The sequence below is a fragment of the Bacillus sp. J33 genome, assembly GCF_000518885.1.
Lineage (GTDB): Bacteria > Bacillota > Bacilli > Bacillales > Cytobacillaceae > Cytobacillus.
Window position 1 is genome coordinate 13,733 of record NZ_JAEL01000013.1, and the last position, 20,139, is coordinate 33,871.

The 20,139-nt window shown below is 40.3% G+C and carries 23 protein-coding genes and 1 pseudogene; 15 read left to right on the forward strand and 9 right to left on the reverse strand.

Going from position 1 to position 20,139, the window contains the following annotated elements; genetic code table 11:
• Nucleotides 1–24 precede the first annotated feature (24 nt).
• Both katA and arcA read right to left on the reverse strand, forming a co-directional pair.
• Nucleotides 25–1,482, reverse strand: a complete 1,458-nt coding sequence (gene katA, locus L634_RS0105845) for a catalase KatA (RefSeq protein WP_026581639.1) — start codon at nt 1,480–1,482, stop codon at nt 25–27.
• Nucleotides 1,483–1,839: 357 nt separating this feature from the next.
• A complete protein-coding gene (gene arcA / locus L634_RS0105850; protein ID WP_026581640.1) occupies nt 1,840–3,075 on the reverse strand; it encodes an arginine deiminase in 1,236 nt (411 codons plus the stop codon).
• A gap of 376 nt (nt 3,076–3,451) precedes the next feature.
• On the opposite strand from arcA, the gene L634_RS0105855 reads away from it, so the two are divergent.
• Nucleotides 3,452–4,642, forward strand: a complete 1,191-nt coding sequence (locus L634_RS0105855) for a glycine C-acetyltransferase (RefSeq protein ID WP_026581641.1) — start codon at nt 3,452–3,454, stop codon at nt 4,640–4,642.
• Between the two features lie 77 nt (nt 4,643–4,719).
• Nucleotides 4,720–5,664 (forward strand): L-threonine 3-dehydrogenase, encoded by a 945-nt coding sequence (locus L634_RS0105860; RefSeq protein ID WP_026581642.1) that lies wholly within the window; start codon nt 4,720–4,722, stop codon nt 5,662–5,664.
• A gap of 318 nt (nt 5,665–5,982) precedes the next feature.
• On the opposite strand, the gene L634_RS0105870 is transcribed toward L634_RS0105860, so the two are convergent.
• Nucleotides 5,983–6,726 (reverse strand): arylamine N-acetyltransferase family protein, encoded by a 744-nt coding sequence (locus L634_RS0105870; protein ID WP_026581644.1) that lies wholly within the window; start codon nt 6,724–6,726, stop codon nt 5,983–5,985.
• A 189-nt stretch (nt 6,727–6,915) separates the two neighbouring features.
• Here L634_RS0105870 and L634_RS33770 point away from each other — a divergent pair.
• A pseudogene (locus tag L634_RS33770) lies at nt 6,916–7,098 on the forward strand (Rdx family protein); the annotation flags it as partial.
• Nucleotides 7,099–7,195: 97 nt separating this feature from the next.
• On the opposite strand, the gene L634_RS34190 reads toward L634_RS33770, so the two are convergent.
• Together L634_RS34190 and L634_RS34195 are read right to left on the reverse strand one after the other, a co-directional pair.
• A complete protein-coding gene (locus L634_RS34190) occupies nt 7,196–7,390 on the reverse strand; it encodes an Hsp20 family protein (RefSeq protein WP_232233711.1) in 195 nt (64 codons plus the stop codon).
• A 1-nt stretch (nt 7,391) separates the two neighbouring features.
• A complete protein-coding gene (locus tag L634_RS34195; protein ID WP_232233712.1) occupies nt 7,392–7,598 on the reverse strand; it encodes a hypothetical protein in 207 nt (68 codons plus the stop codon).
• A 92-nt stretch (nt 7,599–7,690) separates the two neighbouring features.
• Between L634_RS34195 and selA the strand changes: the two genes are divergently transcribed.
• Nucleotides 7,691–9,094, forward strand: a complete 1,404-nt coding sequence (selA, locus tag L634_RS0105885; RefSeq protein ID WP_026581645.1) for an L-seryl-tRNA(Sec) selenium transferase — start codon at nt 7,691–7,693, stop codon at nt 9,092–9,094.
• 37 nt (nt 9,095–9,131) lie between these two features.
• Here selA and L634_RS32520 read toward each other — a convergent pair whose 3' ends face one another.
• Nucleotides 9,132–9,275 (reverse strand): small acid-soluble spore protein P, encoded by a 144-nt coding sequence (locus tag L634_RS32520; RefSeq protein ID WP_084028843.1) that lies wholly within the window; start codon nt 9,273–9,275, stop codon nt 9,132–9,134.
• Nucleotides 9,276–9,474: 199 nt separating this feature from the next.
• Here L634_RS32520 and L634_RS0105895 point away from each other — a divergent pair, with 199 nt between their 5' ends.
• Nucleotides 9,475–9,732 carry a hypothetical protein gene (locus L634_RS0105895; RefSeq protein ID WP_026581646.1) on the forward strand — a complete coding sequence of 86 codons (258 nt, stop codon included), beginning with the start codon at nt 9,475–9,477 and terminating at the stop codon, nt 9,730–9,732.
• 51 nt (nt 9,733–9,783) lie between these two features.
• On the opposite strand, the gene sspO is transcribed toward L634_RS0105895, so the two are convergent.
• Nucleotides 9,784–9,933 (reverse strand): small acid-soluble spore protein O, encoded by a 150-nt coding sequence (gene sspO, locus L634_RS0105900; protein ID WP_026581647.1) that lies wholly within the window; start codon nt 9,931–9,933, stop codon nt 9,784–9,786.
• A 352-nt stretch (nt 9,934–10,285) separates the two neighbouring features.
• Here sspO and acnA point away from each other — a divergent pair, with 352 nt between their 5' ends.
• From acnA to L634_RS0105955, 9 genes are all read left to right on the forward strand, one after another.
• Nucleotides 10,286–12,994: an aconitate hydratase AcnA gene (acnA, locus tag L634_RS0105910; RefSeq protein WP_026581649.1), complete on the forward strand. Its 2,709-nt coding sequence runs from the start codon at nt 10,286–10,288 to the stop codon at nt 12,992–12,994.
• A 137-nt stretch (nt 12,995–13,131) separates the two neighbouring features.
• The gene (locus L634_RS0105915) at nt 13,132–13,548 is read left to right on the forward strand and encodes a hypothetical protein (RefSeq protein WP_034262086.1); all 417 of its coding nucleotides are present in this window, start codon (nt 13,132–13,134) and stop codon (nt 13,546–13,548) included.
• Nucleotides 13,549–13,611: 63 nt separating this feature from the next.
• Entirely contained in the window at nt 13,612–14,133 is a 522-nt protein-coding gene (locus L634_RS0105920; RefSeq protein WP_026581651.1) for a peroxiredoxin family protein, read from the forward strand.
• Nucleotides 14,134–14,419: 286 nt separating this feature from the next.
• Nucleotides 14,420–14,551, forward strand: coding sequence for an FbpB family small basic protein (locus L634_RS0105930; protein ID WP_026581652.1), 132 nt, complete (start codon nt 14,420–14,422; stop codon nt 14,549–14,551).
• A gap of 62 nt (nt 14,552–14,613) precedes the next feature.
• Entirely contained in the window at nt 14,614–14,757 is a 144-nt protein-coding gene (locus L634_RS0105935) for an acid-soluble spore protein N (RefSeq protein WP_026581653.1), read from the forward strand.
• Nucleotides 14,758–14,910: 153 nt separating this feature from the next.
• Nucleotides 14,911–15,162, forward strand: coding sequence for a small acid-soluble spore protein Tlp (gene tlp, locus L634_RS0105940; RefSeq protein WP_026581654.1), 252 nt, complete (start codon nt 14,911–14,913; stop codon nt 15,160–15,162).
• A gap of 138 nt (nt 15,163–15,300) precedes the next feature.
• Nucleotides 15,301–17,619, forward strand: coding sequence for an AAA family ATPase (locus L634_RS0105945; protein WP_026581655.1), 2,319 nt, complete (start codon nt 15,301–15,303; stop codon nt 17,617–17,619).
• Nucleotides 17,620–17,621: 2 nt separating this feature from the next.
• The gene (locus tag L634_RS0105950; protein ID WP_026581656.1) at nt 17,622–18,059 is read left to right on the forward strand and encodes an acyl-CoA thioesterase; all 438 of its coding nucleotides are present in this window, start codon (nt 17,622–17,624) and stop codon (nt 18,057–18,059) included.
• Nucleotides 18,060–18,095: 36 nt separating this feature from the next.
• Entirely contained in the window at nt 18,096–18,407 is a 312-nt protein-coding gene (locus L634_RS0105955; protein WP_026581657.1) for a hypothetical protein, read from the forward strand.
• 145 nt (nt 18,408–18,552) lie between these two features.
• Here the strand turns inward: L634_RS0105955 and L634_RS0105965 are convergent, their stop codons facing one another.
• Nucleotides 18,553–18,843 (reverse strand): HesB/YadR/YfhF family protein, encoded by a 291-nt coding sequence (locus L634_RS0105965; RefSeq protein WP_026581658.1) that lies wholly within the window; start codon nt 18,841–18,843, stop codon nt 18,553–18,555.
• Between the two features lie 125 nt (nt 18,844–18,968).
• On the opposite strand from L634_RS0105965, the gene L634_RS0105970 reads away from it, so the two are divergent.
• A complete protein-coding gene (locus L634_RS0105970) occupies nt 18,969–19,232 on the forward strand; it encodes a hypothetical protein (protein WP_232233713.1) in 264 nt (87 codons plus the stop codon).
• 41 nt (nt 19,233–19,273) lie between these two features.
• On the opposite strand, the gene L634_RS0105975 is transcribed toward L634_RS0105970, so the two are convergent.
• Entirely contained in the window at nt 19,274–20,089 is an 816-nt protein-coding gene (locus tag L634_RS0105975) for a CPBP family intramembrane glutamic endopeptidase (protein ID WP_026581660.1), read from the reverse strand.
• Nucleotides 20,090–20,139 lie beyond the last annotated feature (50 nt).

Sequence of the window (20,139 nt, forward strand, 5' to 3'; positions counted from 1 at the left end):
GGGATTACCCAGAATATAAATCTATTATTTTACTCCTTGTGGAACTGCCAAGCCAAGTCCCTTGGCTACACGTGTGCCGTATTCAGGATCAGCCTTATAGAAGTGCTGAATCTGGCGCAGCTTAATTTCTTCTTTCTCGACCGGTTTCATTGCAGCCACTATGTTTGCCACAAGGCGGGATCGTTCTTCTTCGCTCATTAAGCGGTATAAGTCACCGGCTTGTGTGTAGTGGTCGTTATGGTCGTATGCCACGCTCTCAGCCAATCCTGATACAGGGTATGCAGCCTGCTTGTGCTCTGGCACTTCTGTTGGTCCGCCAAAGCTGTTTGGCTCATAGTACACGGAACCTCCGCCATTGTTATCAAAGCGCATTTGACCGTCACGCTGATAGTTTTTAACTTCGTTGCGCGGGCGATTGATTGGAAGCATTTGATGGTTCGCGCCTACACGGTAACGGTGGGCATCATGGTATGCAAACAGACGGCCCTGAAGCATTTTGTCAGGTGATACATCAATTCCAGGCACTAAAGTCCCTGGAGAGAAGGTAGCCTGCTCAACCTCCGCAAAGTAGTTTTCAGGGTTTTTATTTAGAACCATTCGGCCCACTTCAATTAATGGATAGTCTTTTTGTGACCAAACCTTTGTAACATCGAATGGATCAAAGCGGTAAGTATTCGCATCCTCTAGCGGCATAATTTGTACGCATAGCTTCCACGATGGGTAGTCTCCATTTTCAATTGCATTAAACAAATCCTCTGTATGGTAATCCGGATTTTCCCCAGCCATCTTAGCTGCAGCTTCTACGCTAAGATTTTTAATGCCTTGCTCTGTTTTAAAATGATATTTAACCCAAACACCCTCACCTTTATCGTTAACCCACTTGAATGTATGGCTTCCGAAGCCATGCATATGCCTTAGTGTTGCAGGGATTCCTCGGTCTGACATCAAGATTGTAACCTGGTGAAGCGATTCTGGTGATAGGGACCAGAAATCCCAAACGGCTGTTGGATTCTTCAGGTGTGTTTTAGGGTCGCGTTTCTGTGTATGGATAAAGTCAGGGAATTTAATGGCATCACGGATAAAGAATACTGGCGTATTGTTGCCGACAAGGTCATAGTTGCCTTCTTCTGTATAAAATTTCACCGCAAAACCGCGTGGGTCACGGACAGTATCAGCAGAACCAAGTTCACCCGCAACCGTTGAAAAACGGACGAATAAAGGCGTTCTTTTGCCTACCTCTGATAGGAATGCTGCTTTTGTATATTTCGTGAGGTCATTAGTTACTTCAAAATAGCCATGTGCACCAGCACCTTTTGCATGTACAACACGCTCCGGCACGCGCTCCCTGTTAAAATGGGCCAGTTTCTCAAGCAAGTGTACATCCTGGATTAATGTGGGCCCCCTTGAGCCTGCGGTCATTGAATTTTGGTTATCGCCTACGGGTGCGCCCCAGCTGGTCGTAAGGTTGTTGTTTTTGGTCATTCTTTAATCACCTCATAAATAGTTTAATAACTTGCTTATAAAACAATGATAACACTTATCAATATAAAATCAATACTTTTTTATAATAATTATAAATAAAAATAAATTATTAAGAGAAACATCCTATAAATATATTGGGAGGCACGCAAAATTTTTAGGCATTAGTATATTTATATTTAGGTAATTTCTTAAAAGAACTGCTTTTAGGAATAGAACACTCCAAATCAATTTAGAGTGTAAGCGCTGGGAGCGGAAATGATCCATTGAAGAAATTAGGGAGATGGGGGCTGTACTCGCGCCAGTCATGAATATAGTTCTACACAAAAAAAAGGATGGCGCCTGGGGCCACCCGTTTTGTCAGCTTATGTTTTCTCTTAAGATTGGCATGCTCATGCATCTCGGGCCGCCGCGCCCTCTGGATAGCTCTGAGCTGAAGATTTCAATGACTTCAACACCATTTTGGCGGAGAATATCATTAGATACGTAGTTGCGGTCGTAAGTAACAACCACACCTGGAGCAATGGCAAGGGTATTGGAGCCGTCGTTCCACTGTTCCCTTGCAGATGCGATTGGGCATCCTCCCCCACAAGGGATTAATACGAGTTCGTCTAGATTAAGAACTTCTTTTAGCGTCTCTGTCAGGGAGGTTTTTTCGGTAATTTGAAGATGGTCTGAACCAGTTACTTGTTCAAGGATATAAATCTTCATGCTTCCGTCCCGATCCTCAATAGCGGGATGGTAGGTAAATTTATCATAATCAATCATGGTAAAGACCGTATCCAGGTGCATAAATGCCCTTATTTTTGGAATTTCAACCGCGACGACTTTCTTTATGGATGACTTGCGGCTGAACATCTCGCGGGCAAGCTTTTCAATACCCTGTGCGGAGGTTCTCGCGCTTACCCCTATTGCAGCAACCTCTTCGCTAAGGACAAGTTCATCCCCTCCCTCAAGGGAATAAATGTCATCCCGTTTATAATATGTCGGTATATCATGCTGTCTAAATCTCGGATGGTGGCTGATGATATAGTCCATAAAAATCGATTCTCTTCTCCTTGCCGGTTCATGCATGCGGTTTAGGGTAATTCCTTCGCCAATAACAGCTGCTGGATCCCTCGTAAAATAAAGATTGGGCATTGGGTCCAAATAAAATGGATAATGGTCTGGCATCATTTCGTGCAAATGGACTTTTTTCTCCTGTTCAATATCTGATTTCACGACCCCGGCCATTACTTTTTTGACTAATTCATCGGCAGGAAGGGATAGCAGGTACTCCTTAACCGTTTCGTATGACCCGTTTATATTTGATTGGCTTTCCAATAGGATTTGCTCAATAAAAGCCAAGCGGATCTCATCTTTCTGAATGGATTCAGTCATGAGTTCATCGAGATATATCACTTCGATTCCCCGGTTGCTTAATATATTAGCGAAATAATCATGCTCTTTTTGGATCGCCGGCAAAAATGGTATATCATCAAATAATAGCCTTTTTAAATATTGTGGGGTGAGATTTTCAATTTCTTTTCCCGGCCTATGTAAAAGGACTGTTTTTAACTTGCCTATTTCCGATGTTATATTTAATGGATGTTTCATGCTATTACCTCCAAAGGCTTTAAACCTAATCTATTTTTACTATGTTGGTTTGGTTCCCTTTGAATGAAAAGAGTAAACAGCTCAATTTTATGCATATTTATTCAAAGTGGGAGAACCGTGTCATAGGCTTGTTAAGCATAACTTTTTCATGAAAATGAAACACTTTCGGATTAAAGGGTAAGATAATATAAGAGGGAGGCCATTATTTTGTAAAAATGTGTCCTCCATAAGTGTACAAAATCGAAAAATGTGATAAAGTATTATTTGAAAAACCTTTACATAGCCTTGCTTATTAAGTGAATTTTATGTCCGTGCTGAAAATACAATTGTTTTTGGGTTAGCGACATTTCAATAAAAGCGTATAGGGGGATTATTAATGACGAGTAAAATTTTAGATTCTTTTTTAAATGAAAACCTTGAGGACTTAAAAGGAAGAGGACTATACAATGTGATCGATCCGCTTGAAAGTCCGAATGGTCCAATTATTAAAATTAACGGCAGGGAGCTAATCAATCTCTCTTCCAATAACTATTTAGGATTGGCCACAGACGAAAGGCTAAAAAAGACTGCGATTGAAGCCGTTGAAAAGTATGGAGTGGGAGCAGGTGCTGTCCGAACAATTAATGGTACGCTTGAACTGCACACTAAGCTGGAAGAGAAGCTTGCCCAATTCAAGCATACCGAGGCAGCGATTGCTTATCAGTCTGGGTTCAATTGTAACATGGCTGCCATTTCAGCAGTTATGGATAAAAACGATGCAATCCTTTCCGATGAGCTGAACCATGCCTCCATTATTGATGGCTGCCGTCTTTCCCGTGCGAAGATCATTCGCTTCAACCATTCGGATATGGACGATTTAAGAGCGAAAGCAAAGGAAGCCAAGGAATCTTGCCAGTACAACAAGATCATGGTCATCACTGATGGCGTTTTCTCAATGGATGGGGATATAGCTAAGCTTCCTGAGATTGTGGAAATTGCTGAAGAATTTGATCTTATAACTTATGTTGATGATGCGCATGGTTCAGGCGTTCTTGGAGAAGGCGCAGGAACTGTTAAGCATTTCGGCTTATCTGATAAAATCGATTTCCAAATTGGTACACTTTCCAAAGCAATCGGTGTTGTAGGCGGATACGTGGCTGGCAAGAAGGACTTGATTGACTGGCTTAAAGTGCGCAGCAGACCTTTCCTATTTTCAACATCCCTAACTCCTGCTGATGTAGCCGCAAGCATCAAAGCGATTGAGCTTTTAATGGAAAGTACAGAGCTTAATGAAAAGCTTTGGGAAAATGCCAACTACTTAAAAGATGGGCTGCAGAAACTGGGATTTGATATTGGCGAAAGTGAAACGCCGATTACTCCGTGCATTATCGGGGATGAAGTAAAAACACAGGAATTCAGCAAAAAGCTTAATGAAGAAGGCGTTTATGCGAAATCAATTGTATTCCCGACAGTCCCTAGAGGAACAGGACGTGTCAGAAACATGCCTTCTGCAGCGCATACAAAAGAAATGCTTGATAATGCAATTGCGATATATGAAAAAGTCGGCAAAGAAATGGGCATCATATAATTTTTGCCTGCTGCAGGATCAACCTATATTTTAGATAAAGCTTTTTAAGGCAAAGAGGAAAAAGTTGGAGGAAAACAATGAAACGAATTATGATTACAGGTGCTTTAGGGCAAATCGGCTCTGAACTTACCTTAAAATTAAGAGACATTTACGGAACTGATAATGTAATCGCTACAGATATTAGAAAAAATGAATCGGAAGCTGCCCAATCAGGTCCTTTTGAAATGGTTGACGTGACTGATGCCAAAACCATGGTGGAAACGGCAAAAAAATATGAAATTGATACAGTCATTCATATGGCTGCACTTTTATCTGCCACAGCTGAAGCAAATCCAGTATTTGCATGGAATTTGAATATGGGCGGATTGATGAATGCTTTGGAAACAGCGAGAGAATGCAAAGCGCAATTCTTTACACCGAGTTCCATTGGCGCTTTTGGGCCTACTACGCCAAAAGACAATACACCACAGGATACTATCCACAGGCCAACTACCATGTACGGCGTAAACAAAGTGGCAGGCGAATTGTTATCCGATTATTACTATCACAAGTTCGGTGTTGATACGAGAGGATTGCGTTTTCCCGGCTTAATCTCTTACGTTACTCCTCCAGGTGGAGGAACAACGGATTACGCGGTAGAAATTTATTATGAAGCCATTAAAAATGGTCGCTATACTTCTTATATCGATAAAGGCACATACATGGATATGATGTATATGCCGGATGCATTGAATGCGATCGTTGATTTAATGGAAGCTGATGCTGATAAATTGATTCACCGCAACTCCTTTAATGTAACAGCGATGAGCTTTGAACCGGAGGAACTTGCGGCTGAAATCCGGAAACATATCCCTGGTTTTGAAATCTCTTACGATGTTGATCCTGTCCGCCAGGCAATTGCTGACAGCTGGCCAAATTCTATTGATGCCACAGCAGCAAAAGAAGAATGGGGTTTCAAAGCAGAGTTTGACCTTGCTAAAATGACGGCAGATATGTTTGATAAGCTAAAAACAAAATTATAATTTACACAAAAGGACAGCCAGATACAGCTGTCCTTTTAAATTTGGCTCTTCTCTCATAGATTGTTGTTTCAGTTTATGAATTTTGCCCGTTGATTTCAGCACGGGACACTCAAACTGCCCGCGGGGAGCAATGGGAGCCTCCTCGGCTTCGCCTGTGGGGTCTTCCCAACTCCCTCTTTTCTGAGCAGGACAATGGAAAAGCATTCTTGAATAAACACCTCGTCGCAGAAAATCCGAATGCATTTTCGAGGATCAAGTGCCCCAATACAATCAACTCAGTTGGTTAAACTAAGTTCGCCTTCAAAAAGCAACTGAGCCTTATATTTTGATTTCGAAATGCTTCAGGAGGAAGCCGCTTTTTTCCTCTTCGGATAGCTCATATTTGTCTTTCTTTCCATTTTCAGATATAGTGGCGGTCATTCCTGACAGAGTAATACGGCCATTTTTTGTAGCAATTGTAGCAAGATCACCATGGGTAAAATGTGAATCAGCGGATGTCTGGTTAAACAAACATGCATCTGTAAAGTCTTGAAGTTTCTTTGGCTTATCGGAAAAACGGTAGAGGGTTCTCCACTTTTCATTTTCAAGCCTTTGAAGATCAAACAACTCATCCCTTAGTTCAATTACCCTATAAGTCCCGCTTACATCAGACTTTTCCTCGCCATTTAATGGCATCGGCTGGCGAACAGAATCGCCAAAGCCAACATCCACCAAATATGGAGCATGATCCAGGTAAACAAGAATAGCTGCATGGGAATCTTCCCGAACCCAGCCATCTGGTTTTTTGACTGTGCAGGATATTAAATGTGACTGAAAACCCAATTCGGCCAAGAGCTTTTGGAAAAGACCATTTAATTCATAGCAAAATCCGCCGCGGCTCCGATTCAAAATTTTTTCAAAAAAAGCTTTAGCATCAAGTTTTATGGGAATCTTCCTTGTTACATCAAGGTTTTCAAAAGGGATCCTTTGCATATGGCTATACTGCAGCCGCGCCAAGTAAGTAAGATCCAGTTTATTTTCAGCTGGAACAGCAATGCGTTTCAAGTATTTCTGTATATCCATTTAATCACCTCTTTAATATACTGCTTTGTTTGTCAAATAAGGGCAAGCGGGGGAAAACAATTTGCAGAGAACAACAGATTGTACTAAAATGTCAATATATTTACATTATAGAATTATACATAAAGGAGAGATAATATGAAGCCATTCGAAGTTACTGTTGAATTTTGCATGATGTGAAACTATGCGCCAAAAGCCGCGAGTTTCGCGGAAGAACTTTTTACACATTTTCGTTCCGACCTAGTAAAAATGGAGCTTGTCCCTAGTTCAGGCGGAGCGTTTGAAGTGACAGTTAATGGAGAAAAGCTTTATTCCAAACTGGATACAGGTGTTTTTCCTGATTCCAAGGATATTATTGAAAAAATGCAGAGATAATCTTTAAACCTTCTCCTTTAGGGAGGAGGTTTTTTATAATTTAACATAATATTATTATGTAAACACATCTTAAAAATAGGCATACTCAATCTCAGGCTTAATTAGGAATGGCTATATTTCTATTACAGCCAGGTCCAGTTTCATTTTTCGCTATGAAAACTTCCAATATACCATTTGATAAAGAGGCTCTTACCTTTTTATCAATCACTGAAAAGGGCAATTCCACCGTCCGCACACAGGGTTGGCCACATTTTACCGAAGGAAGTTCTTTTTTTACCGCTTTAATAATCACTTTATTTTCTTGCAGGGAAACGGTTACATCTTTTTGGAAGACAGCCGGTTAATAGCGCTTCCACGATGATTTCTGTCTCTGTATCATATAAATCGATGCGAAAAGTGATCTGATCCAAATAGGATGTGAGAGGATCCAGAAAGAAGTTCTCCATCCATTTCTCCATTTCACTTATATTAAAGGAGTGCTGATTTTCCTTCTTGTTCATTTCATTACCCCCTTGCTTCCTTCTATAGTATTCATTTCATGCTAATAAGTGAAAAATGGTATAATAATCAGGCAAGTGCTGGAGGGATACAATTGAAAAAAATGCTTAGAAATATACCGTCTGTTCATGAATTGCAAAAAGAGGAACGGTTCACAGAGCTTATGGCCCGGCATGGGCTGGATTTCATACATACAACTAACATCCTGAAGGATGCAATAGCAAGTATTAGGCAGGACATCCTAAATGGCTATTGGATGGATGATAAGCCCGGCAATAAGGAATTTACAGATGCACTGTTTCAAAGGGCAGAGGAAGCCATCCGCAATCGATACGGATACACGCTAAAAAGGGTTATTAATGCAACCGGCACGATATTGCATACCAATCTTGGGCGAGCTCGATTGAGCAAAAATGCCGCAATACATATGTTGGAAACGGCTATGAATTATTCCAATTTGGAGTATAAGCTTGATGAGGGTCATCGGGGTTCAAGACATAGCCATGTTGAGGGTCTTATTAAGGAGCTGACTGGGGCTGAAGCTGCTATGGTCGTCAATAATAATGCTGCGGCAGTTTATTTTATTTTAAAAGCCTTTGCAGCAGGCAAGGAAGTAATCGTTTCCAGAGGACAGCTAGTTGAAATTGGGGGTTCCTTTAGGGTATCAAGCATTATGGAAGAAAGCGGTGCAAGGCTTGCTGAGGTGGGAACCACAAATAAGACGCACTTATCAGATTATGAGAAAGCAATTAACGAAGAAACAGCGATGATTCTAAAAGTGCATACGAGCAATTTTAAAATTATCGGATTTACTAAAGAAGTTGGAACAGGGGAACTTGCAGCTCTTTCGAAAGAAAAAGGTGTCCTATTTTATGAGGATCTTGGCAGCGGTGCCCTTTATGATTTCAAGAGCAGGGGAATTGGAAATGAGCCGGTTATCAGCAATGTCATTAATATGGGAGCTGACATTGTATCCTTTAGCGGAGATAAACTCCTAGGCGGTCCGCAGGCTGGTATTATAGCCGGCAAAAAAGAGCTGATCGATCAATTAAAAAGGCACCAATTGGCCCGGGTTCTTCGTGTAGATAAAATGACGCTTGCGGCACTTGAAGGCACTCTCCTTGATTATTTCAAAGGCGAAGATGGGCTTAAAAATATACCGGTTATTCACGATGTTCTGACAACCAAAGAACAGCTTCAAAGAAGAACAGAACATTTTCTTCAAAAGCTGCAATCGGTATCTGAAAGTTATCATACTTCAATGAAGGAAGATGTCGGGCAAGTAGGAGGCGGAACAATGCCTGATGTTGAGCTGCCTACGTGGATTGCCATCTTAAAACATAAAGATTTCTCTGCCGAGCACGTAACACGGCAGTTAAGAATAGGCTCTTCTCCTTCCATAATTGCCAGAATTCATAAAGACGAAATCCTTCTTGATTTACGGACGGTTACTGAAGAAGAAGAGGATATCATTTTAAGAGCCTTATCATTAATATAAGCGACAGCTGCCGCTTGAAAGGCAGCTGTCTTTAGTGCTACATATCATGGTGGGAGTTATGCTTTTGCCTCGTATGGTTGCGGTTTTTCACTTTTTTGGATCCGCTTAAAGGTTCAGGCTGGCCATCATTATGGCCCTTTGGCGCATTTTTTCGCATATCTTTGACATTGTTTTTGTTCATTCTCTTTCCCTCCTCATGAATGAAGAAATAAAGTGCTTTTCACCTTTATTTCTTGTGTTAGTTTGGCTTGTTTTTCGATAAAATTTCCTTGCAATATGTGGCTAAAATTGAACATTTGCTCCGAAGTTATATTGCGGAATATTTTTAACTGCTATTGCGCAATTTAATGGTACAAATTTTAATTAGGAGTGAATAGGGTATGCCATACCACAAAGATAAACAGCAAGCTTTCCAGGCAGCACAGCAGGGAATGGAGGATGCCCAGGAGCTATATGCTGAAATTGTAAAGGATTCAGCGAGCTACGGCCATCAGCTTAAACATCTTAAGCAGGAAGTAAATGAAGCTTATGCCCAAATTGAAAATGCACTTGAAGTAGCTTCTGAACATCAGCGGGCACAGCTGGAAAGATTCCAGCAAGATCTCAAGTCAATGGTGGATGATGTTAATCAATATTAAAAATGTAAAAGTGTTACCCCGGCCTTAATCAAGCCGGGGTTCATTCATATTTTATTGTTTCTTCTTCCGCTTTTTATTATTTTGTTTTTGAGCTTCAGTTAAGGGTTCATTGGCAAATTCCTCATTATAGCCAGCTCCCATGCCCTGCCCCTTTGCTGCATTCATTCCTTCAATAGTATGGTTTGCTTTTCGCCTAGCCATAATACTCACCTCCATATATGGTATTTTTCCTGAGGAATTGACAAATTATGTTGAAATTCTTAACAGAAGAAAATACTTTTTATTATTTTTGCATAATAACTAAAAAGAATCAGTTTAATCAGCTAATTGAAAAACGCTTTCATTTACAGCTTTTTAGAGGCTTAAATAACGTAAATAAAATTTATCATAAGAAAAACTTATCAGAAACAATAACTTTCTTGTTATTTACTTATATAAAAGGTTGTATTAATATAGAAATTGTGAGAAAAGTGAGGATGGATGAAAATTCAAACTTTTCGACAATTACCTATCACTTGGTATAAGATGTTTAATGAAAGAGGGGGTAATACATATGGCAAAGAATGATGTGTTCAATTCCCGCAAATCCTTTGATCTCGACGGGAAGCGCTATCATTACTATCATTTAGGCGCTCTGGAAGAAGCTGGAGTAGGTAACGTTTCCAAATTGCCTTATTCCATTAAGGTACTATTGGAATCAGTACTTCGTCAATATGACGGCCGTGTTATTACAAAAGAGCATGTTGAAAACCTGGCAAAATGGGGAACTTCCGAAGTTAAAGAGGTTGACGTTCCATTCAAACCTTCACGCGTCATCCTGCAGGACTTCACTGGAGTCCCCGCAGTAGTTGACTTGGCTTCATTACGAAAAGCAATGGCTGATATGGGTGGTGACCCTGATAAAATCAATCCTGAGAAGCCGGTTGATCTAGTTATCGACCACTCCGTACAGGTTGATAAGTATGGAACTCCTGATTCGCTTGAAGCAAACATGGAGCTTGAATTCGAGCGCAATGCTGAGCGCTACCAGTTTCTAAGCTGGGCACAGAAAGCATTTGACAACTACCGTGCGGTTCCGCCGGCAACAGGTATTGTTCACCAGGTTAACCTTGAATTCCTGGCAAATGTTGTTCATGCTGTTGAAACAACTGAAGGTGATTACGAAACTTTCCCTGATACACTAGTTGGTACTGACTCCCATACAACAATGATCAATGGTATCGGCGTTCTTGGATGGGGTGTAGGCGGTATTGAGGCAGAAGCAGGAATGCTTGGACAGCCATCATACTTCCCTGTGCCTGAGGTTGTTGGGGTTAAGCTTACTGGCGAACTTCCTAATGGAACAACTGCTACCGACCTTGCATTAAAGGTAACTCAAGTACTTCGCAGCCAGGGAGTAGTCGGCAAATTCGTAGAATTCTTCGGTCCAGGAGTTACACAGCTTCCATTGGCTGACCGTGCTACAATTGCGAACATGGCTCCTGAATACGGTGCTACTTGCGGATTCTTCCCTGTAGATGCAGAAGCTCTTGATTACATGCGTCTGACTGGCCGTCCGGAAGAGCAAATTAAGATTGTTGAAAAATACTGCAGAGAAAATGGAATGTTCTTCGATCCATCTCTAGAGCCAGTCTATACAAATGTGGTTGAGATCAACCTTTCCGAAATCGAAGCGAACCTTTCCGGTCCTAAACGTCCACAAGACTTAATTCCGCTTTCACAAATGAAAAAGGAATTCAATAAAGCAATCACTGCACCTCAGGGCAATCAGGGCTTTGGATTGGATAAGAAAGAAATCGATAAAGAAATCACTGTTGAGTTTGCAAACGGCGATTCAACTAAAATGAAAACGGGTGCTGTCGCGATTGCGGCGATTACCAGCTGTACAAACACTTCAAACCCTTACGTTTTAGTTGGAGCTGGACTTGTTGCGAAAAAAGCAGTTGAACTTGGAATGGAAGTTCCTAAGTTTGTAAAGACATCACTGGCTCCAGGATCAAAAGTTGTTACTGGCTATCTGCGCGATTCAGGACTTCTTCCATACATGGAGCAGCTTGGATTCAATCTTGTAGGTTATGGCTGTACAACATGTATCGGTAACTCTGGTCCATTAAGAGAAGAAATCGAAAAGGCTGTTGCTGAAAGCGATCTTCTTGTAACATCTGTTCTTTCGGGTAACCGTAACTTTGAAGGACGTATCCATCCGCTTGTAAAAGCTAACTACCTGGCTTCTCCGCCATTAGTAGTCGCTTATGCGCTTGCTGGAACAGTTGATATCGATCTTCAAAGCGAACCGATCGGCAAAGATAAGAATGGCAATGATGTCTTCTTTAATGATATCTGGCCTACAACTGCTGAAGTTAACGAAGTGGTTAAAAATTCTGTTACTCCTGAATTGTTCCGTAAAGAATATGAGCATGTTTTTGATGACAATGCCCGCTGGAATGAAATTCAAACAAGCAATGAGCCATTGTATTCATTTGATGAAAATTCAACATATATCCAGAACCCGCCATTCTTTGAAGGGTTAACTCCTAATGCAGATGAAGTTAAACCTCTAACAGGATTGCGTGTAGTCGGCAAGTTCGGAGATTCCGTAACTACTGACCATATTTCTCCAGCAGGTGCAATCGGCAAAGATACACCAGCAGGAAAGTATCTGCGCGAGAACGGTGTTGAGCCACGCGACTTCAACTCTTATGGATCCCGCCGCGGAAACCATGAAGTTATGATGCGCGGTACATTTGCAAACATCCGTATCCGCAACCAGATCGCTCCGGGCACAGAAGGAGGATTCACTACTTACTGGCCAACTGGCGAAGTTACTTCAATCTATGACGCTTGCATGAAGTATAAAGAAGATGGAACGGGCCTTGTGGTTCTTGCCGGCAAAGACTATGGAATGGGATCTTCCCGTGACTGGGCTGCAAAAGGTACGAACCTGCTTGGAATCAAGACTGTTATTGCGGAAAGCTATGAGCGTATTCACCGTTCCAACCTTGTTCTAATGGGCGTTCTGCCGCTTCAGTTCAAAGAAGGCGAAAGCGCTGAAGTCCTTGGCTTAACAGGAAAAGAAACAATCGATGTACAAATCGACGAAAACGTAAGACCACGTGACTTTGTAAAGGTTACAGCTACAGACGAAGAAGGCAACAAGACTACTTTTGAAGCTCTTGTTCGTTTCGACTCTGAAGTTGAAATAGATTACTACCGTCACGGCGGAATCCTTCAGATGGTTCTCCGCGATAAGTTAGCAAATTAACTTAAGAAAAGTGCAGCGCCATTGCACATTGACGGAGCGAATCCAACCGCTATGTGATCATCACATAGCGGTTTTTTATTTTACAAAACATACGGGAAAAGGGATCTTAGCTGTATAGTGTTATTGGAGGGAGAACATTGGGTGCTTTTATGTTCGGGCCTTTATTAATTAAGTATGAATGGATTCTTCTTTTGCTTGCGGGTTTTATATCCTATTTGGCGGTAAAGCTGGCATTCAAAAATAACCAGGAATTTTGCAGGGGCTTTTTAAACGACAGTTTGAATGCTGTTATAATCGGTTTGTTTTCCTATAAATTTAGTTCTATATTTTTCCAGACGGAAAATGTAATCACCAATCCTATTGGGATATTGTATTTTTCAGGGGGAACGAAAGGCATTATTTTAGGGGTTATTCTGGCTATTGGATATTTAGGCTGGAGAATAAAAAAGTATAATGATTCATTGCAAAACTGGCTAAGCGGAATTGTTTACGGAACTGTCACATTTATGCTCGCTTTTTGGCTGTTCAGAACCTTATTTATTTTGCTATTTTAGGTTACAATACAAACAATAAAGCAAAAGGCTGTTATGCCTTGTAAAGCTGGAGGGACTGTCAGCATGTTCAAGAAAATGATTGTTGCAGCAGCGGCATTGTTTGTATTAATCACTGCAGTTATTGTTCAGGCCGTTGAGAAAGAGGAGCCCCAGTCAGAACCTGCTAATCAAACTGGATTGGGGATAGGCTTAAAAGCTCCAGATTTTGAATTGAAGAATCTGCAAGGGGAAACAGTAAAGCTCTCCGATTATAAAGGAAAAAAAGTGATGCTGAACTTTTGGGCAACATGGTGCCCGCCCTGCAAGGCCGAGATGCCGGCCATTCAAAAGTTTTATACAGAAAGAGGCAATGAAGTAGCCATCCTGGCAGTCAATATTGACCCTCAGTATGATGTAGCCGGATTTGCAAAAGAAATGCGAGTCAACTTTCCGATCCTGCTTGATGAAGATGAAAAAGCAGTTAATGCTTATCAAATTTTAACCATTCCCACTACTTTTTTTATTGATGAAAAGGGAATTATCAGGAATAAATATTTAAGTGCGATGACATTAGAAACAATGAGACAGTATATAGATGAAATGTAATGTGGAGCATCTGCTGGAGACTGCAGATGCTTTTTAATATGAAAGAGGAATTATTTATAGAGTTATGTATAAGTTTGATTAAAAATAAGGAAAGCATTTTAAGCAAAGACATGCACCTTTAACAATTTTTAAAATATATTCGCAAAATAAATAGGCAATTTGAAACATTTGAACTTTTTTCACGTATGATGAATTGGCGGATTAAATTTTCAAAAAGTTGTAATAATTTAAACGGTTTCTGGACATAATGACTGTTACAATGTTATTAAAGGAAGGTGAATGTACAATGAGAAAACCAAGAAAACGCTCCTTTGCTGAATTAGTATTAGAAAATAAACGCTTGCTTCTAAGAGATCAAGATGCGATGGAAAAAATTGAAGAACGCCTTGAGAAAAAACATCTTAATAAGGCAGAATAGCATTACTTCCCATTCATGAAAACCTCTTCAAAGAACCATACTTAAAAAGAGGAGGGATTACGATGGGCAACCCCAAAAAGAATCGTGAACACTTTGCCCCAAACCATATTGGGACTCAATCCAGAGGCTTTGGAGGCAATAAAGGGAAGAAAATGCAGGATACATCAGGCAAGCATCCGCAAGTTATACAAACAAAAGGTGAATAATAGGATTTCTTCCTGTCGCAGTACGCGGCAGGTTTTATTTTTGTAAAAATGCCTTTGGACTTCTTGGGGATACCCACACTTTTCCGCAGATAATTTCTCTTCTCTTTCACATACTAATTCTGTACCATCACTCATTTAAGGGAGGAACCTACTATGGCACATAACAAACCGAATCCTGATGACCGCAGCGATAATGTTGAAAAGCTTCAATCTATGATCGTCCATACCATTGAAAACATGGATGAAGCGGAAGAATCAATGAAGTTTGCAAATGCCGAGGATCTTGCCAGAATCGAAGCCAAAAATGAGCGGCGCCGCGAAAGTATTGCATCTTTCCGTCAGGAAATAAAAGATGAATATCAGGCACAGCAAAACGGGAACAAAAACGAAGACAATTATCAATAAAAAAGTCCGAAAAGACCTGATCCGTTGCGATCAGGTCTTTTCCTATGGAAAATAGTGATCCAAAGAGCGCTTCCTTATTGAATATGGACGAAATATGATAAGATAAGTTGTGGAAACTAAGAGAAGAAGTGATGAAAAGTGGAACAACAGATTAGGCACGATAAACCAACCGATAATCAGGTTCACGAATGGAAAAATGAACTTGAGAATAAGGGTTACATACAGAACGAAGCAGAAATGCTATATTTTATCAAAAATTTAAATGAACAGCACGAACCAAAGCTCCTTTCTGAATTATTGACTTTAGCAGCTCTATCAAGGTGCAATAAATTTAATGGAGATAATCTTGGAACTGCTTGGCTGCAAAAAGCCGTCGAGCTCGATCCGGAAAATATGAAAGCGGCAGCCCAATTAGGGAAATCGGAGTGGAAAAATAAAGTAAATATATTGGATTCACTTACATTCCCGCCGATCAGAGAAACGGATAACAGGGCAGCGAAAAAGAAAACCGCTGAACAATTTATTGAAATCTGCCGCAGTTTCATTCATAAGGCAGATGATGAAATAGAGGATCTTCAAAAGAAAAATAAAGCTTATGATGATCCTGAATACCAGAAACTTGCAGAAATACTAAATAAGGCAATTGAAGAAACAGCATTGCTTTTAAAGGCTTCAGAAGAGTATGAACAATCCATTTCGGGTGTTTTTCATACATCTACTTATTATACAGATATGAAAAAGCACTTAAATATCATTACTGGACTAAAGGAAGAATGGCAAGAAGTTTTTGAGATAAATAAAGATAAAGATGATCCTGAAAAGAATCCGCTGGATGAGTTGAATGAAATGGTTGGTTTAAAGACGGTTAAAAGCAGAGTTCATGATTTTTACCGGTTTTTAAAATATCAAAATGAACGTAAATCATTAGGATTTCAAACAAAGGATGAACTTAGCCTTAATATGATTCTGACAGGCAACCCTGGCACTGGAAAGACAACAATCGCCAGGCTTCTTGCTAAAATTTATCATAGCCTCGGCGTATTGCCTCGGGAAGAAGTTATTGAGGCTGACCGTTCCCAGCTAGTAGGCGGTTTTGTTGGCCAGACAGAAGAAAATGTCAGAGCCGCAGTTGAAAAAGCAATTGGAGGAGTTTTGTTTATCGATGAAGCATATAGCCTAAAACGAGAAGGCCAAACTGGAAGTGATTATGGGCAAACTGCGATCGATACACTTGTATCTCTAATGACTGGAACAGAGTATGGAGGCAAGTTTGCAGTGATTATGGCTGGTTATCCAGAAGAAATGAGACAGTTTCTCGATAGCAATCCTGGCCTTCGCAGCCGTTTTCCGGAATCAAACTTTATTGCTCTACCTGATTATTCAAATGAGGAACTCCTCCAGATTGCTGAAAAGCTTGCAGGAGATAATGACTATGTCCTTACAGAAGGTGCAAAGCAGGAGCTTGGCAAACGTATTGAAAAGGAAAGAGTAGATGACACATTTGGGAATGCAAGGACTGTCAGAAATATTGTTTTAGATGCGATTTTCAAAAAAGGCTCCCAATCAAAGTCCGATCAAAACGTCATGGCGTATACACTTTTAGAAAAAGAAGATTTTGAAAGTGAAGAAGAAGTTAAACAAATGGACCCCCAAGAACAGCTTGATCGGTTAATCGGCCTAGAAACAGTCAAAGCGGAAGTTAAAAATCTGGTCTCCTTTGTAAAAATACAGCAAATACGCCGAGAAAAGGAGCTTCCTGTTGTACCAATCCAGCTGCATTCCGTATTTACCGGCAATCCGGGCACTGGCAAAACAACTGTAGCCAAAATCTATGCTGAATTGCTGAAGGATTGCGGTTTTCTAAAAAGAGGTCATCTAATGGTTGCAAGCCGTGCGGATTTTGTAGCAGGCTATGTCGGCCAAACGGCAATCAAAACAAAGAAAAAGATTAGAGAAGCTTTAGGCGGTGTCCTATTTATCGATGAAGCCTACTCACTGTTATCCCAAACCTCTGGAGATTTTGGGAAGGAAGTCATTGATACATTAGTGGATGAAATGACAAAACATAATGAGAACCTAGTCGTGGTATTAGCCGGTTACCCAAATGAAATGGAAAAGCTCCTTAACAGCAATCCAGGGTTAAAATCCAGATTTAAAAAGTTCTTTCATTTTATTGACTATTCAACTGATGAGCTTCTGGAAATCATCGTTTCTTACGCTGGCCAATACGAATACAAGGTGACTGAAAAGGCAAAGGAATATCTGTTGAGCACATTATCTGAAATGGATGTTAATGGAAACGGCCGGTTTGCTGCTAACCTGGCTGATGAAGCGATCCAAGCTCAGGCAATGAGGTTAATTTCGGAAATGAGCTGCACGGAGGACAGTGAACAGGTAAGCATATTAGAAAGAGAAGACTTCGAAATAGCTTTACAAAAGATGAGAAAAGGGGAATAACCATGTTAATATCAACAAAAGAAGTGGAAGTCAGATATGCAGAAACAGATCAAATGGGTGTCGTTTATCATGCAAATTATCTTGTTTGGATGGAGCTGGGCCGGACTCAAATCATTAAAGATTTAGGGTTTAGCTATGCTGAAATGGAAAAGGATGGAATCATATCTCCTGTCCTGGATATTCAGGCATCCTACAAGAAGCCGCTTCGTTATGGTCAAACTGCAACGATTAAAACATGGATTGAAGAATATGACGGGTTCCGTGTCAGCTATGGGTACGAAATTTATAATAATGATGGAGATCTAGCTGTAACAGGCACCTCTAAGCATGTTTGTGTCAAACAGGATTCTTTCCGGCCAATATCAATTAAAAAGAAGTATCCTGACTGGCATGAAGCATATGAAAAAGCTAAAAAGCAGCCAGAAGAAGCTATTAGCTAAAAATGGTGTTGCGTGCTAGAAAGGGATGGAGAATAAATGGCTTTCGGCCTTAGCAAAAAAGATCTCCGAGAATGGAAAAAGAAAATAGATCAGGGTGAAATCGCTTTCCTGACTCATTATTGGATTGATGAACGTTTCCCTGGCTGCAAAACAGTTACAAAGGTCGGCTGTTCTGATATGGATAAATTGATCGCCTGGGGAAAGAAGCATGGGCTTAAACCAGAGTGGATTGACTATAGAAACGATGGCTACTCACATTTTGATTTAATTGGAGACAGACAAGCTGAAATTTTGAAAAAGGAACAGTTATTGGATCAGTTAAAAAAACTTCAGGGAGACGCGAATTAATGATCAGGACATGGTATGGAAAAATCAGTTTGGAGAAAAAAAGCAGCAGATAGGAAGGAAAAATATTGCGAATGCATTTAAACCTGACCGGTTAAAAACTTCTCGAAAAAACAAAATGAGAAGCAGATAAAGTCTGCTTCCCTTCTTAGCTTTCGTATTTAAAGACAGGCTCCTGCGCTTTTTCATTGAATTCAACAAAAAGATCATGATTATCGAAATACCAAAGGTCCTTTTCTTCTATGAAATAAACGATCCCATTTTTTTCGGTTTGAACACCTGCATTATGCGGCTGTTCATTAGAGACGCCTAAGGAAAATCCCTGCTGGACTGTGCTGCAGCCACCGTATCTTGCGAAAAAGCGTACATAGTCACCCTTGCTTAAAAGCATTTCTTCCTGATACCAGGCGGCAGCCTGATCGTTAATATGTATTTTCATTTTGAAACTCCTCCTCTTGGGTGATAGTAATATTATAGGCCAGTTTCCATATTTGTGCGAATGATTCAATTCGCACCACTTGAAATACTTTTTAAATGAATGATTAAATATTTAAATGAGGTGACATGATGACATCATATCGGCTTTTTAATATTCTAGGTGCTATTTTATTTGCAGGGATTGCGCTGCAAATGTTTATCCAGACGAGCGGCGGAAAAAAACTAACAGAAGCAGGAATTTTTGTAGCGGGTTCTGCACTTTTGTATTTTGTCCTTGTTTCCGTTTTTCATAAAAGCAGAAATTTATTTGCTCCGTTAATGGCAGTATTGGTTTTATTGTCTATAGGGATGATTTTCCTGCAGGGTCTTATTTTCGGAGGGGCACATTAAATTCAAAAAAGGCTATTTGCATTAGATTGCAAATAGTCTTTTTAGTTTATATAGGGGATGATTCCGCTTAGGATCATTAAAGTATTTAAGGCAAAATGCCATATTACAGCTGGCAAAATGCTGCCCGTTTTGACTGTCAAGGCTCCATAATAAATCCCGCCCAAGGCAAATAGAAGACATGCAGCAAAGGAGTAGCCAAGCATTAAATGGGAAAATCCAAATGAAATTCCTGAGAAAATGACAGAAGCCCTTTCACCTGCCAGATCTGTCATCCTTGATAATAGTATGCCTCTCCATAATAGTTCCTCAAATATGCCATTTACGAGCGAAAAGCCAATAAGGAATACAAAGAAATTAATCTGAAAAGGAATTTTTACCGAAAAAATGTTCGGAGACATAAACAGGAAATTTAAAAGTAAAGCTGCCAATAAAAACTGTTTAGCCGACAGAGAATGAAAGCCTCTCCATATAAAGGGGAAATAAATGCGGGCATTCCAGTCAGGCTTTTGCCAATATTGATTTGCTGTATTATTGAATTTCTTTGATACATAAAAAAGAAGCAGAATGGGGATGATCAGCAAGAAACGGTTAAGGATCGTTAAAATGAATGGCTGAAAAGGAACTTCATCCATCAGCCTGTCACCATACATTAGCAAAAGACTGCCTATTAAATAAGCGGGAATACACCAGGCGAAAACACGGTCTTGCTGTGATGTGCAAACTAAATAAAGAATTAGTGCAAAAGCAATGAGAAAAGCGAAAGTATAGAGTTTTAACTGAAAAAGCAGAAGGACAGATAAAAAGATAACCAGCTGTATTAAAGGAAGGTGCTGCCTCATTTTGTCTATAAAAACCATTAACATCCCCCTCACATGTGTGCCTTTGTTTATTTTACCATTTTGTTACA

Bases quoted from the DNA above. Each gene is read 5' to 3' on its own strand.
- katA (WP_026581639.1), bottom strand. From the start codon at position 1,482: ATGACCAAAAACAACAACCTTACGACCAGCTGGGGCGCACCCGTAGGC.
- arcA (WP_026581640.1), bottom strand. From the start codon at position 3,075: ATGAAACATCCATTAAATATAACATCGGAAATAGGCAAGTTAAAAACA.
- L634_RS0105855 (WP_026581641.1), top strand. From the start codon at position 3,452: ATGACGAGTAAAATTTTAGATTCTTTTTTAAATGAAAACCTTGAGGAC.
- L634_RS0105860 (WP_026581642.1), top strand. From the start codon at position 4,720: ATGAAACGAATTATGATTACAGGTGCTTTAGGGCAAATCGGCTCTGAA.
- L634_RS0105870 (WP_026581644.1), bottom strand. From the start codon at position 6,726: ATGGATATACAGAAATACTTGAAACGCATTGCTGTTCCAGCTGAAAAT.
- L634_RS34195 (WP_232233712.1), bottom strand. From the start codon at position 7,598: ATGAACAAGAAGGAAAATCAGCACTCCTTTAATATAAGTGAAATGGAG.
- L634_RS32520 (WP_084028843.1), bottom strand. From the start codon at position 9,275: ATGAACAAAAACAATGTCAAAGATATGCGAAAAAATGCGCCAAAGGGC.
- L634_RS0105895 (WP_026581646.1), top strand. From the start codon at position 9,475: ATGCCATACCACAAAGATAAACAGCAAGCTTTCCAGGCAGCACAGCAG.
- sspO (WP_026581647.1), bottom strand. From the start codon at position 9,933: ATGGCTAGGCGAAAAGCAAACCATACTATTGAAGGAATGAATGCAGCA.
- acnA (WP_026581649.1), top strand. From the start codon at position 10,286: ATGGCAAAGAATGATGTGTTCAATTCCCGCAAATCCTTTGATCTCGAC.
- L634_RS0105920 (WP_026581651.1), top strand. From the start codon at position 13,612: ATGTTCAAGAAAATGATTGTTGCAGCAGCGGCATTGTTTGTATTAATC.
- L634_RS0105930 (WP_026581652.1), top strand. From the start codon at position 14,420: ATGAGAAAACCAAGAAAACGCTCCTTTGCTGAATTAGTATTAGAAAAT.
- L634_RS0105935 (WP_026581653.1), top strand. From the start codon at position 14,614: ATGGGCAACCCCAAAAAGAATCGTGAACACTTTGCCCCAAACCATATT.
- tlp (WP_026581654.1), top strand. From the start codon at position 14,911: ATGGCACATAACAAACCGAATCCTGATGACCGCAGCGATAATGTTGAA.
- L634_RS0105950 (WP_026581656.1), top strand. From the start codon at position 17,622: ATGTTAATATCAACAAAAGAAGTGGAAGTCAGATATGCAGAAACAGAT.
- L634_RS0105955 (WP_026581657.1), top strand. From the start codon at position 18,096: ATGGCTTTCGGCCTTAGCAAAAAAGATCTCCGAGAATGGAAAAAGAAA.
- L634_RS0105965 (WP_026581658.1), bottom strand. From the start codon at position 18,843: ATGAAAATACATATTAACGATCAGGCTGCCGCCTGGTATCAGGAAGAA.
- L634_RS0105970 (WP_232233713.1), top strand. From the start codon at position 18,969: ATGATGACATCATATCGGCTTTTTAATATTCTAGGTGCTATTTTATTT.
- L634_RS0105975 (WP_026581660.1), bottom strand. From the start codon at position 20,089: ATGGTTTTTATAGACAAAATGAGGCAGCACCTTCCTTTAATACAGCTG.